The 13,244-nt window shown below is 35.9% G+C and carries 12 protein-coding genes; 4 read left to right on the forward strand and 8 right to left on the reverse strand.

Features of this window, described 5'->3' with window-relative positions; translation table 11 throughout:
• Positions 1-129 precede the first annotated feature (129 nt).
• From AC0YOD_RS10960 to AC0YOD_RS10970, 3 genes are all read left to right on the forward strand, one after another.
• On the forward strand, positions 130-1,062 hold the full coding sequence (locus tag AC0YOD_RS10960; RefSeq protein WP_475799294.1) for an aminoglycoside phosphotransferase family protein: 933 nt from the start codon (positions 130-132) through the stop codon (positions 1,060-1,062).
• Positions 1,063-1,084: 22 nt separating this feature from the next.
• Positions 1,085-1,528, forward strand: coding sequence for a GNAT family N-acetyltransferase (locus AC0YOD_RS10965; RefSeq protein ID WP_475799295.1), 444 nt, complete (start codon positions 1,085-1,087; stop codon positions 1,526-1,528).
• 259 nt (positions 1,529-1,787) lie between these two features.
• Complete coding sequence (locus tag AC0YOD_RS10970; protein WP_475799296.1) at positions 1,788-3,164, forward strand: stalk domain-containing protein; 1,377 nt, start codon at positions 1,788-1,790, stop codon at positions 3,162-3,164.
• 646 nt (positions 3,165-3,810) lie between these two features.
• Here the strand turns inward: AC0YOD_RS10970 and AC0YOD_RS10975 are convergent.
• The 6 genes from AC0YOD_RS10975 to AC0YOD_RS11000 form a co-directional block, all read right to left on the reverse strand.
• Positions 3,811-4,047 carry a hypothetical protein gene (locus AC0YOD_RS10975; protein ID WP_475799297.1) on the reverse strand — a complete coding sequence of 79 codons (237 nt, stop codon included), beginning with the start codon at positions 4,045-4,047 and terminating at the stop codon, positions 3,811-3,813.
• 58 nt (positions 4,048-4,105) lie between these two features.
• The gene (locus AC0YOD_RS10980) at positions 4,106-4,651 is read right to left on the reverse strand and encodes a GNAT family N-acetyltransferase (RefSeq protein WP_475799356.1); all 546 of its coding nucleotides are present in this window, start codon (positions 4,649-4,651) and stop codon (positions 4,106-4,108) included.
• Positions 4,652-4,883: 232 nt separating this feature from the next.
• A complete protein-coding gene (locus AC0YOD_RS10985; RefSeq protein ID WP_475799298.1) occupies positions 4,884-5,471 on the reverse strand; it encodes a DUF1349 domain-containing protein in 588 nt (195 codons plus the stop codon).
• A 240-nt stretch (positions 5,472-5,711) separates the two neighbouring features.
• The gene (locus AC0YOD_RS10990) at positions 5,712-6,305 is read right to left on the reverse strand and encodes a hypothetical protein (RefSeq protein WP_475799299.1); all 594 of its coding nucleotides are present in this window, start codon (positions 6,303-6,305) and stop codon (positions 5,712-5,714) included.
• Between the two features lie 174 nt (positions 6,306-6,479).
• Positions 6,480-6,839, reverse strand: a complete 360-nt coding sequence (locus AC0YOD_RS10995; protein ID WP_475799300.1) for a cupin domain-containing protein — start codon at positions 6,837-6,839, stop codon at positions 6,480-6,482.
• Positions 6,840-7,533: 694 nt separating this feature from the next.
• Positions 7,534-7,878: a winged helix-turn-helix transcriptional regulator gene (locus AC0YOD_RS11000; protein ID WP_475799301.1), complete on the reverse strand. Its 345-nt coding sequence runs from the start codon at positions 7,876-7,878 to the stop codon at positions 7,534-7,536.
• A 135-nt stretch (positions 7,879-8,013) separates the two neighbouring features.
• On the opposite strand from AC0YOD_RS11000, the gene AC0YOD_RS11005 reads away from it, so the two are divergent.
• The gene (locus AC0YOD_RS11005; RefSeq protein WP_475799302.1) at positions 8,014-8,886 is read left to right on the forward strand and encodes an SDR family oxidoreductase; all 873 of its coding nucleotides are present in this window, start codon (positions 8,014-8,016) and stop codon (positions 8,884-8,886) included.
• 703 nt (positions 8,887-9,589) lie between these two features.
• Here AC0YOD_RS11005 and AC0YOD_RS11010 read toward each other — a convergent pair.
• Both AC0YOD_RS11010 and AC0YOD_RS11015 read right to left on the reverse strand, forming a co-directional pair.
• Positions 9,590-11,005 (reverse strand): stalk domain-containing protein, encoded by a 1,416-nt coding sequence (locus AC0YOD_RS11010; protein WP_475799303.1) that lies wholly within the window; start codon positions 11,003-11,005, stop codon positions 9,590-9,592.
• A 1,132-nt stretch (positions 11,006-12,137) separates the two neighbouring features.
• Positions 12,138-12,821: a helix-turn-helix domain-containing protein gene (locus AC0YOD_RS11015; protein WP_475799304.1), complete on the reverse strand. Its 684-nt coding sequence runs from the start codon at positions 12,819-12,821 to the stop codon at positions 12,138-12,140.
• Positions 12,822-13,244 lie beyond the last annotated feature (423 nt).

The following is a 13,244-nucleotide window of genomic DNA, read 5'->3' on the forward strand; positions in this document are numbered from 1 at the left end:
CAAGTATAGTTTGCTTATAATGATTTATTACCTTGTGTCACTATGACAAAAGGATTCATACTAATTACAGTTACTGGATTAGTTAGTTAATCAATATGATAAAAGATAAGCGATTGGGGGGATCAATATATGAATGATTTTAAGCCTCTAGTGACAGTTAAAGATGTTCAAACGATCGTATACCAAGATTTTGATAGTGCAGTTACGGATGTCACTGAAATCGAAGGAGGGAATTTTAGCAGAGTCTATTCTTTTGAAGCAAAAGAATCTACGTACATTATTCGATTTAAAGTGGAGCAAGATGATTTTCAATTAGAGCAAAACATTGTGAATTTACTCGTTCCTCAGGGCGTACCTTATCCCGATATATTCAAGCGGGGAAAACTAGGTACCTATAGTTATTGCATTTCTGAATACAAACAAGGAACTGTTCTTCATGATATACCCGCTGATAGGAAGAGAGAACTGCTGCCTGAATTGATACACATCATTGCTAATATGAATCAGATTAAATTGGTAGAAAGCTCAACTGGATTCGGACATCTTACGATCGAGGGAAATGGTGGATTCTCTTCTTGGATAGATTTCATTAAGGATTTCTTCGCAAAGGATCAAACCGGTACGTTCTGGGAAAATTGGCATGATCTTTTCCACACAACTTGTTTAGAACGAGATGTTTTCGATGAATGTTACAATCGGTTGCTTTCCTACAGTTCGTACAACGCTCCTCACCGACACTTTGTACATAATGATTGTCATGCATGGAATATTCTATCTAATGGTGAAAGCATCACAGGTATTATTGACGCGGGTGGTCTATATGGTGACTTTTTAATTGATATCGCGACTATAGAAGATGCCATTCCTGGGAAGAATGTGGCGGAAGATTTTCGAATTCATTATGAGAAGATAGGGAGACCGATTTCTAATTTTAACCAGCGATTAACAGGAGCTCGTTATTTTAAAGGTCTAGATTGCTTGCGGTTTTATGCGAAAATGGGCTATAACCATGCCTACGAAGAGCTTCGTGATCGATTGTTATCTTATCCCGAGAGACCCTAGAAAAAGAAATAAGGAGGAATTCATGATCATTACACTTCGAGCAGTAGATAAGTATAATTGGGAAGAATGTGCATATCTCAAATCAAAACCAGAACAAGAAAGCTACATGGCATCTAACCTTTATTCGATTGCTGAATCCCAATTTTTAGAGGGGTTTACAACCAAAGCTATTTATAAGGATGATGTAATGATTGGTTTTACAATGTTTGGACTAGACTCAGATGATGGAAACTACTGGATTTATCGATTTATGATTGATGACAAGTTTCAACGACAAGGTCATGGATATAATGCTATGCTGCTCGTTATTGATGAAATAAGCAGGATGAAAGATCGGACTGATTGTATAATGCTTGGATACAAGCCTGATAATGATCAGGCAAGTAAGCTATACCATAAATCAAATTTTAGAGAAGAAAGTCTAGCTCCTTGGGGAGAAATGATTGCAAAGTATAGTTTTGAGTAAGAATAATACAAACCGTACGAACTTCATCTAAATGGGCTATAATGGCGATTGATTCTCAGCATTTCTTCTGGGAAACAGTCGCCTTTTTTATGAGAATTTAACGCTATTAAAAGTGAGTTTATTTCTTAAATGAAGATATTTGCAATGTAATTCCGCTGTAAAATGCAACATTTTACAAATAATGGCGTCTATTATATTACAATAATTGATAAGAGGTGATTATATGAGAAAAATATTGAAGAGGATTAGCATCTTATTTATGATGAGTATAATTATTTTTTCAACGGTACCCACCTATGCGAATGCGTCAAAGCTACCGCTGCTTGATGGTATCATCAATGTTGCAGGAAATCATGCATTAGATAACAAAGGCGTACTTTGGTCATGGGATGAGAAGACGTTTGAGGCAGTGCCTGTTTTGGAAAATGTGAAGAAGATTACCAGAAGTAATGCTGCAGTGAAAAAAGATGGCTCGGTGTGGACATGGGGTAATGCAACTCATGTTATTACGGATTCTAATGGAGAAACGATTATCAAGCATTCCTTTAGTCAACCAGCACAAGTGAAGGGTCTGGACAATATTGTTGATATATCAGGGAAATATGCCTTAAAAGCTGACGGTACGGTTTGGTCAATCGGAGGATTATGTGAGTTCCAACTGCCCAGCACTGCATGTGCAGCTGACGCAAGTGTAGAGGATAAACTTAAGCCGGGTCGAATTGGCGAATTGAAGAATATTGTAGCTATTGAAGGGTATGGATACTTTCCAGCTGCACTTGCAAAAGATGGGACTTATTATATTTGGGGACGCGACAAATACAACGAACCATTTCTTCCTGCTACCGTAATTGAAAATAAAGACAATAGTAAGCTAGATTTCAAAGGCATTACTTCAATCTCTGAAGGAGTAGCTATTAGTGCTTCATGGGATGTATATATAATGAATCGATATGCGATTTATGGTGTGTCAAAACCTGGTTTTAATATTGCCAAATTAGCACCAAACGTTACAGCAGTGTCGGGTACATCGGATGGTATGGGTGATCTACATGCACTTTCTTTCGTTTTGACTAAGGATGGAAAGGTATCGTATTGGGTTTCGCCCGTACAAGACAAGAAAATATACCCTGTGAAAGCACTTGATCAAGTTAAAGCTATTAGTGCCAATGGTGAGGGCGCTGGTACAGCGCTGCATAAGGATGGTACTGTATCATCCTGGGGCCCAATGAGCAATTATTATGGAGACGATAAGTACAAATACAACTATAAAATTACACCGAAAAAAGTTACAAAAGGGATTGGTATTCGAATAAACGGCAACTATCACTTCATGGAAAATCAATCTTCTTTCATTAATGGATCTGTATTCGTACCGGTTCGTGGACTATTTGAAACATTAGGCGGAACGGTTAACTATGCCAATGATATCGTAACCATTAAGTATGGTGCCAACACCGTTAAATTAGAATTATGGAAGAAAGATGCATCTATAAACGGCAAGACAGTAACTCTTACGGCTCCTGCACAAATTGTACGTGGCAGTACTGTGGTACCTCTAAGGTTTGTCGCCCAAGCGTTAGGTGCTAGTGTAGTTTGGGTTGGTAAAAATCAAGAAGTACAGTTAACGCTGAAATAAGTAAATTGTTATTGTATTTATAATTGTAAAAATGAAATCGCCAAAATTAAAAAGAGATTTAAAAGAAGAAAATTTTGGCAATAAATATAATGATGTGATTTAAGCGGTAAGGCGCTGAATACTAAAACCAGTTAAAACACATACATGTGTGAACTGGTTTTTTTGTTTTTGGAATAAAGTAACTGTTTAATAGATCAATTTAAATGAATCAATTAATAATATTAATTAACTTAAAGATGTTTGAGCAATAATTGTTAATCGATATAACTATTTAACAAATGAAGTTTAGTTTTTCGTTTAGATCTAAAGAATGAAATGATAGAAATTATGCTGCAGTAAGGAAAAAAATATTTCATAATTAAAAATCACTTAAGCTGGAAGCATAATAGCGCAATAGAAGAACAATTAAATGATTATAGATACAGATACAATGAAACGACGAATAGCAATAAAATACCAATAAATCATTGAGAGTAATTTTCAATTCCTATACTATTTCACAAAACTCGTATTTTGTACATATGTCTTTGTCTCTTTGTCGGATGACAAGAACTTGATAACATTTCCCCATCGCAGCCCACCACTGCACAACAAAAAAACATTATTCAAATGAATAATGTTTTTTTTGTATTCCTTTTTCATTCCTTTAAAATGTAAACCTGGCGACAAACTTATCAATATAATCGCACAACGCCTTATTTTCTTGGGTTGGATTATCAAATACTTTCATTGCAACCCTTGAAGGCGTATGAGATTTCATATTGCGAATATCATTCTTCATTGAACTTATCAAGCAGACAAGCTCGTCTGGTTGCATCTCTCTTCTTTTTCTCGTTTGGTAAAAGTGGCCAGTTCTTACTTTCTTTTCAGTATCAGTATCCAACTTTCAGGCAGCCCTTTTGTTATTAAACTATCGTTCTCTGTTAGTTGAACTTGTTTTCCTATGGATTGTTTATTATTCCATAGTAAATAAGATCTTTATATTGGTCTTCCTTCATGACATGATCTCTTAAAACCCCTTCTTTGATCATGCCTATTTTCTGTATAACTCTTCCAGAAGCTGAATTTGAGTTGAAATGGCGTGCGTATACTTTATGATAATTCTTTTCAAGAAAGGCAAATTCGATTAAAGCTTCGCCAGCCTCTGTGGCATAACCATTGCCCCAAAATTCTTCTCCAACCCAATAACCAATTTCGCCATTATTAAAGTAATGATTGTGAGATAATGCTATTGCTCCATATAATTTTCCTGTAATCTTATCGGTAATTGCAAATTCATATGACCTATTATTATTAAAGTTTTCAAGATGATTTTCTATCCAAGATAAAGCATCCTCTATAGAGTACGGATACGGTAAATATAAAGTATCCTTGAAGAGATTATAATTATTACAAAGCTTAGTAACCTCTGATGCATCTGTTGGTCGAAACAGTCGTAACAATAATCTATTAGTTGTGATTGTTTTATTGTGGCTATCATAAGTCAACACTAATCCCCCCCATAGGCTTAAAGAATCTACATCCCAATTATCGTACCATATATTGGAACTATCCTGCGCATTAGCTAAACGAGGCTGCCGTTTCATGCCGGCAGCCTCGTTTAGGTTATTGTTAAGTTATAGTGTCCCGTTGGCGTAACAAAGCAAAGTAGTTCGTTCAATTTCTGAAGTTCATCATTTGCTAAGCAAATAAACTTACGAATAGTTTTATCAACGAATTCTATTGATGTGCTTCCCATTTACATTCAGTTAATTCAAGTTCACTAAAAACAGCTTCAAAAGAAGAAATTTCAGGGCTAAAAGCATATACTCCAAATTGAATTTCTTCTCCGCCTTCAAATAAATGGAATATACGCATTTGTTTATAAACTAACCCATCAAATGAATTTTCAATACAAAAATCACTTTCACGGCGGCTTAATCTAAAGAACATTGTCTTTATATCTGAACTAATGTCAGTGGTGGCCCAATCAGAATATCCGTGGTTAGTAACAACACTTCCTAACCTTTGAAATTCCTCATTTTCAAATTCAATAGATGCTTTAAACCAATTATAACTGTTTTGATAAATGATTACGCCGCATTGGTCGAAACGTTTTTTACTGTCAAATTCCGTTCTGACAACAAATGAGAAGTATGGATCGACTGTCTTCATCAATAAAGCCGGAGCAGAATCATTACGAAAACCATAATAGGTACGTTGCCAAAAATCCGTTTCCGGCTCTGTTTTAATAATAATCTTGTCTCCCTGCACGGAATAATCTTTAGGTTCATGAATCCAGAACAGTTTATCTAGTTCATATTTCATTTTGCAGTCCTCCAGAAATATATTAATGAAAAACTCTTAGCTTCACCATCCATTTAGTTCTAAGAGCTTCTTACATAAGCTTTCAATAACATTACGAATAACTCGAAGGCGAATTTCATAAAACTTCCAGTTAGCGAAGCGAGGTTACCGATTAAGCTCTCGGCAGCCTCGTGATGTAGTTTATTGAGCTCTCGTGTCCCGTTTTAGTGGAACGATTGATTCCATTTTGAAATCGTTATTTTATGAATTCAAGTCTGAACTTTTATGAGGCTCCTCATCTTCATTAAAATAATCTATATAATATCCTTCTGAATCCCAGTAATCTTCATACTCTTTATAAATATCGTTGATATTATTCTTTGGTAACCCACAATTCTCTAATAGCCATTCTCTTATATAATTAATATTCTTATTCTCATCTTCCCAGATGAAATCCATAATTGCGGATTCTTTTGCAGCATTATCTGGCACATAAATAACAAATGAAGCGTTAAAAGTCTTCATAAATCCATAGCTAACATTCCTCAGCAACTGTTGTATCTCATTATCTACTAAAAATCCTTTCCATCTAAAATAATGATGAAAATAACATACTTTCTCTGACAATGTAAGTGATATTCCACAGGGACCTACCAAGCTATTTGTTCCGTCTGCACTATCAAAACTTGTACGCCACTTCCTCACATTATCCTTTGGATTAAATGGTAAAAGTGTATCAATAAACTCACGAATTATTGGAAATCGAGAACTTTTTTCATTTAAATCATTGCATAACTCTATTATTTCAGTTTTTTTAAGGTTATGTGACATATACGCAGTAAAATCCATTCCCACAGATGACACCCCCGAGTAAATGATTAGAGATTGATAATAATAATTTCCGAATACCTAAGGTATTCGAGAAGTAATTACACTAACCTGCCCGTTAGCTTAATAAAAAGAGCAGGCCACCGCAGCACCTGCTCATCCATATGTTATTCAACTATCGTGTCCCGTTAGCTTAAGGCTTTAATCGACTAAGAACCTATCGCCCTTACTTATAGGTTGAGAAATTACAAGAAATTCAATCTCATCATTTGACTTATTGAATATTTGATGGGGTACCAAAGGAGCCACTTCTACTCCCTCTTGTGTATTGAGCACAATCTCATTGCCATCAATCTCTATGGTAGCTGTACCAGTTAAAACAAAGAAAAATTGACGTGATTGTTGGTGATAGTGCTTTACTTCAGAAGTATGTGCTGGCATTCTTTCATGGATTACACTTAAATCTTTATTCTTTACTAAATGCCAACCATCGCACTTGTCGCCCCAAATATAGTGTTCAGCACTATGTTTACTAATTTTCGTTTCTGTAACTCCTCTCATGATGTAGGTGTAATTTTAACATAATTTCATTAAGCACATCTGCCCATTAGCGTGGAAAAGTCAGCCGATGATTGTGATCGGCTGCCTCCGTGGCTTTATTGAACTATCGTTCCCCGTCCCTCGGTTTTAAGGATTTATCTCACATATACTCACTCATTCGCAGGATTTCGTCACCTTGGATCAAGTCCATCTCAGGAAGCAACGAAGTTGATGCCGGTTGAGGTGGTGGGCTGGGCATGCAGCGAAATCACCACATCACAGATTATGGTAGTAATCCCATTCTTCTATGGGAGTTGAACAAAGAGCTACCTCTCGGCCTATCGTGTCCTGTTAGCTTAACACTTTATATCCGCCACCAATAATAATGGGTGTTTTGGGGTGTTCACTTAACCCCTCAATTCGCTACTAAAGATTCGACGTATCTAATTAGTTTCGCCTCGCATCTTCGAGACGGAGTTAACCCTGCGCAGTGGGACGGACAATAATCTCGCTCACATCAACATCGCTCGATCGCGAACGCAATAGCGCGAGCAAAGCTATCGTTCTACGTTAGTCATACATGCAGCGCAATCGCCGTACCAAGTAATCCCGTTCTTCCATGCGAGTTTAAGATGAACTCTCATCACATAATTAAATAAGTTAAAGACCAGCTTGTGCTTTATCTTATGAATAATGTAGTGGGAGAATTTTCTTTTTATTTATTTACTAAATATTTTTTACTCCACTCGCCCATACTTTGCAGTATAGGAATAAAACTTTGTCCCAAATGTGTTAATGAATATTCTACTTTAGGAGGAACTTCTTTATAAACTTCTCTGTGAACCATTTGCTGTTCTTCCAATTGTCTCAACTGGCTTGTCAGTATTCCTTTTGAAATATCAGGTAACAACCTTTGAAGTTCATTAAATCTTCTTGTCTGTGTGCTTAAATGCCACAGTATGATGATTTTCCATTTTCCTGCAATTATGTCTTGAGCTTGTGTAACAGGACAAACCTCTATTTGTTCCTTTGGAGGTTCACCAGACCAACTTCGTGCCATAATAAATTCCCTTCTTTCTCAATGGTACTGTTTTTGTGACTATGTTATAAAAAAGTGACTACTTACAAAAATACATTTAATACAATAATATTAGATTAAGCTTAATAAGCAAATAAAAAATTGGAGTGAGATACATTGAAATTATTAGTTACAGGAGCAACAGGGAACTTTGGTACCAAAGTTGTAGAGACTTTATTGAAGACTGTGCCAGCCAGTCAACTGGCTGTCAGTGTACGTAAACCAGAGAAAGCGGAAGGATTACGGGCTCGTGGAGTAGACGTTCGACAAGGAGATTTTGATTATCCAGAAACATTAGATTCTGCTTTTGCAGGGATTGATCGCTTATTAATTATTTCTGCGGATGGAGACAATGAGACAAGAATTCGTCAGCATGCCAATGCAGTAGCAGCGGCAGAGCGAGCTGGAGTTAAATTCATTGCGTATACTAGTTTAGTGAATGCAACGGAAAGTAAAAACTTATTTGCTCCAACCCATAAGGCAACAGAAGAAACAATCTTGAAAACAGGCATACCTTACTCCTTCTTACGCAATAACTGGTACTTGGAGAATGAAACTTCTAGCATTCAGGGTGTTTTAGCGGGAGCTCCTTGGGTCACATCAGCAGGAGACGGCAGAGTAGGCTGGACACTACAGCAAGATTATGTAGAAGCTGCGGCAACGGTACTATCTGGTAACGGGCACGAAAATACAATCTACGAGCTTTCTGGTAAGTCATTGACTCAGGAAGAATTCGTATCTTTTCTGGGTAGTGTACTAGCGAAAGAAGTAACTGTGCAACAGGTTGATGACGCCACTTATGCTGATATTATGAAAAATGCAGGTGTGCCAGATTTTGTTGTTCCTTTACTTGTTGATATCCAAAAAAGCATTCGAGAAGGCACACTAGACTTTGAGAGCAATGATTTCGAGAAACTTCTTGGTCGTCCAGTTACCCCAATCAGCGAGGCTTTAAACCAAATTGTAAATGAAATTACCCAAAATAAATAATATAAAAGACCTACCTTATTTATCCTAAATAAGGTAGGTCTTTTATAGCGTTTAACAAAAAAACTAGAGATAAATACAATTATCCTAATTATTCTTATGTGTATCAACCTTACTGTTTCTTAAACTATCCTACTTAATCAGCCCCTTCTTAAGGTCATATCAGTTCTCGCCAAATACAAATTTATAAATGTTATACATCAAAATTGCTGCTTCTGCTCGGATTTTCTGCTTCTCTGGATTAAGCATATTGTTACTGCCTCTAATCAAGCCAATACAACGTTTAAAACAAAATGAGTCGCACTCCCATGCGGATCATTTTAAATAATGCAAATATTTTGTGGGAGCACACAACAAAGAAAAGAGCAACTGCCGTTGCTCTTTGATCGTTAAACTATAGTGTCCCGTTAGTTTAGCTTATCTTCGCAAATATGAGTGTATCCCTTAACTCATTTCCAATTACCGAAACTTTACTCCTGAGGACATGGTATTGGCTTACCTATACTGCATAATCTACCATTTGATAAAATATTATAAAAATAAAGCAGGCATTGCTGTAAGTGATGAAAATACTGAAATGATCAGACATAAAACCAACATCAATTTCTTTTTCATCTCATCGTGTTCTTCCTAGTTACAATTCAAATCAACTTCTATACCACTTGGCATATTTCGAAATATGAAGTAATGTTTAATTCTTTTTCAATTACTGCTTTGATACACCATCCTCGATTACACGAATATAAATATATGAATAACTTGTACTGTCAGATGATGTGCGAATATGATAATCTCCCGGTAAAGTAATTGTTACAGAGTTTCCAGAAAAATTTACTCGTTCTGCATTGGGAAGGGTAATAATATTCTTAGTTATCAAGTCATCCCCATGAAAAGTAATTACTGTAGGCGCATTTACGAAGTATATTTTTTGTTCGCCCATGTCTACCTCATCTACAGTATTTGTGATCGTAACATAACTGTCTTTACTATCAGAAACCTCAATGCGAGTTTCGGTTGGAATTTTGTCTGGAGCTGCTGAACCGTTATTAGAGCTCGACTCTTCGTTGTCCCTATAATCTACCTTCGTATCAATAATAATCTTATTTGCCTTTCCATCCCAAGTTACTCCAAAGTTGAATGCTTTTCCAATATCGCGAAGCTTGAAGTAGTTATTACCTTCGATATTATAAGCAGCTAGCTCAACCTCTTTACCGTTCAAATAGATTACAGAGTTTGAAGATTTCGCAACCTTAGAACCTGACTTGGACGTTACTTCGATCTCTCCTCCTACAGGTGTGTAAGCTTTGTCGGGAATTAAATTAATTGCATTTTTCTCTTTGTCCCAACCTATTTCGAATTGCTTCTCAGTGTTATTCACTGCCATAGCAATGTCGCGCAGTTTGAAGTAATTATACCCTCCGATATTGTAGGCTTCGAAGGAGACATTCTTATCATTAACCACAACTGTTGAGGCGTTTGGCGATACTTTGAATTGACCGTTATCAGCAAATGCAAACTTTATGCTGTCCTTTTTTACTTCGCGTCCACTTTTATCATATATTGAGAAATTAACTGTGAAGATAGCATTTGTACTTGTATTTATTAATTCCCCTGCAACTTGTTCAAAGGTTTTACCCGCGTAATCTGTAAACTCTAACCCAGGTGCCCTAAATGAGGGACTTACTTGCACCTTCCCATTCTTAAAATCTGATTTTTGATATCCAGCCATGTAAAAGTAATTATCAAATCCATCGAAATTAATCACATCGACCCATATTGAAGCAAAACTGGCGTTCTTGTCATCTGTTATGATTTCGAAGAATGGGTAATTTCCAAGTTTATCTTTTTGGGGTGTACTTATCACATTGACTAAATGATCACGATACTCAATAATATTTCTTTTTCTATTGTAACTACTATCTACCTTCTCTTTCAGAGTCTTGGTCCCAATGTAATTCGGTACAACAACTTTGTAATTTACTTCTCCCTTACCGGAAAGATCAAATTCTTTACTAGCAGCATTGGCTCCAGAAGCTATGAAAAAAGTTGTAATTAATAAGCTTATTAGCAAAATAGAACAGGTCTTCTTAACGTGTAAGATTAGTGGTGCTGAACTTGACAAGTGCATCTTCTCCTTTAGTTAATATTTTGATTAAACAATGTCTTACTGCCTTCGAGTCAACCCCCCATTATTCCTTATCAGAGTAAGCATTTCGACATATTGAGATAACTATACTATACGAATTATACTCGCCAACTATAATTAGTTATCAAAAATTCGCGTATTCTCTAACATAAAGGAAACGAATGCAAGAGGCTGTTTCCTTTTATGAAATTGAAAGAAGTTAGAGAAGTACAAAAACTCAGCCAAGATAGCGTTAATCGTCTGTTAATATATCTTTAAAACATTATCAAAATATTGAGCATGGGTTAATTGCACCAACAGTGAATATTGCTCTACATATCAGTGAGGTCCTTAAAGTAGACCCCCTTAAGATCGATGAATGGAAAGATAGACGACCATCTGTCTAGTATAAACAGAACCCTAATTAAAGTCTGTTGACTATAAGTCACATCGAACTAAATTACCGCAAATTCCTACAACCTTAGACCCATAAGTAAATAAGTGGTAAAAAAATTAGAGGAGCTTTTATTGTAAAAGCTATGGTTTGAATTTGAAAAAGATTATGGGGGCTGAACAATATAAAAGCTGTCGATGGAGAAACCGCTTTATAATCACCGAAGTAGTGGAAAAAGATTTTTTATTTCAACAAGAGCTAACCAACTATAGCTATAAGGTTATTGTTCTTTGTAATTCGGAGTTTAAGGTCCAACAGCTGAACTATTGACGGGACGTCAAGTAGTAGGATTCCAAATAAAGAAATGACCGGTAAGTATATGATCTGTTAGAGATAAACAACAATGATTCCTTTATGTTGATTCATTCTGGAAAACCCCTTTCACAAGGAGTAGGCTTAAAACTCATATTAAACGAACAATTGCTCATAACTTAATAGCTGCAATATTCTTAACTCTAAAATAATAAATAAGATGGTGACTGTTAGGTCACCATCACTTAGTAATAGTAAAGGGTCATACAGTAAAGTTCATTCCTTCTGCACCACTTACTATTCATATATACGATATTATCAATTCCTATGTTATCCTACATCCTAATAGCCTTAAGAAATAACTCCTTGCTGCTCAAATATACTTAAGAGCAACATTCTTAGTGTACTCGCCTTTTTGAACCACTAAGATATTTCAAGATCGCTTCGAGTTTCAATTAGCCTGTAAGCTTCTTGAAGTAGCCAGTCTTTATCTTCCGCATATAAAATTTTTTGTATCTTATTAATACCGCTTCTGCTTGCAAGCCTCTTCATTTGATTTTGCATCAGTTTTGAATTGCAAAGGACGATAACGAGTTCACAATGAGGTAAAAACCAACGCTGAAGTTCCTCCCATAACCCCATTACCTCGGGTACAAAAACATAGGGCTGTCCATTTGTCATCATAGTTCTATTATCTACAAGAAGTTTTACCTTACCCAATGAAAGGCTTGAGCATGCTCGTTTGAGTTGTACTGCAATTTTAATAACTTCCTCTTTTTTGAGAACACCTTTAACTTGCCATGATATTAGCTGATTGTCATTATCAATTGTAAATGAAAATCGTTCAGAAAGCGGTCTATTGAATTCTCGTTTTAAGAATTCAGTATGAAGTGAAAACCTATCATAATCAAAGAAGTAACTGATATCAACGTCGAGCGTATTACAAAGAATTTCGATATTTTTTAAAGATATGTTTCTCTCTCCTCTTTCAACGCTGCTAATATAGGTTCTATCAAGACCTGAAAGAATCGCAAGCATATCTTGAGCCATCCCTGTACGCAATCTTAACTCTTTTAACCGATGACCAAAATCTTTTAAAATACTCATAATCAAGCAACCCCAATTGTCAAAGCTCTTAGTTTTATAGGTTAAATCCCCGTTCCCCTAATCTCTAGTTCTGTAGTATTCTTCCATTTTACTCCACAGCTTTGAGTTAGGTCAAAGTGATTATTACTTCTGATGTAGCTTTATAATAAAGTTTGATAATTTTTAAAGCTACATCCCCTTAGTTTTTCGTTAAGGAGACCAAGTATTTTTAAAATAAAGTTTGATAAAAACTGAATTTAACGATGAAGGGCTGCCAACTGGCAGCCCTTTTGTTATTCAACTATCGTGTCACGTTAGTTCAAAGAACAGTTAATCAACAAATTATCACTTCACTCTTTCGGAAATATTTTTACTTATTTCTTCAGGATTTTCAACACCAATGATCAACTTTGATATTTTGAACTTACCAACTTGAAAGCTATT

It is taken from the genome of Paenibacillus sp. J31P13 (assembly GCF_056269295.1).

Excerpts from the sequence above, each read along its gene's own strand:
- AC0YOD_RS10965 (WP_475799295.1), top strand. The coding sequence starts at position 1,085 with ATGATCATTACACTTCGAGCAGTAGATAAGTATAATTGGGAAGAATGT.
- AC0YOD_RS10995 (WP_475799300.1), bottom strand. The coding sequence starts at position 6,839 with ATGAGAGGAGTTACAGAAACGAAAATTAGTAAACATAGTGCTGAACAC.
- AC0YOD_RS10960 (WP_475799294.1), top strand. The coding sequence starts at position 130 with ATGAATGATTTTAAGCCTCTAGTGACAGTTAAAGATGTTCAAACGATC.
- AC0YOD_RS11000 (WP_475799301.1), bottom strand. The coding sequence starts at position 7,878 with ATGGCACGAAGTTGGTCTGGTGAACCTCCAAAGGAACAAATAGAGGTT.
- AC0YOD_RS11015 (WP_475799304.1), bottom strand. The coding sequence starts at position 12,821 with ATGAGTATTTTAAAAGATTTTGGTCATCGGTTAAAAGAGTTAAGATTG.
- AC0YOD_RS10970 (WP_475799296.1), top strand. The coding sequence starts at position 1,788 with ATGATGAGTATAATTATTTTTTCAACGGTACCCACCTATGCGAATGCG.
- AC0YOD_RS10985 (WP_475799298.1), bottom strand. The coding sequence starts at position 5,471 with ATGAAATATGAACTAGATAAACTGTTCTGGATTCATGAACCTAAAGAT.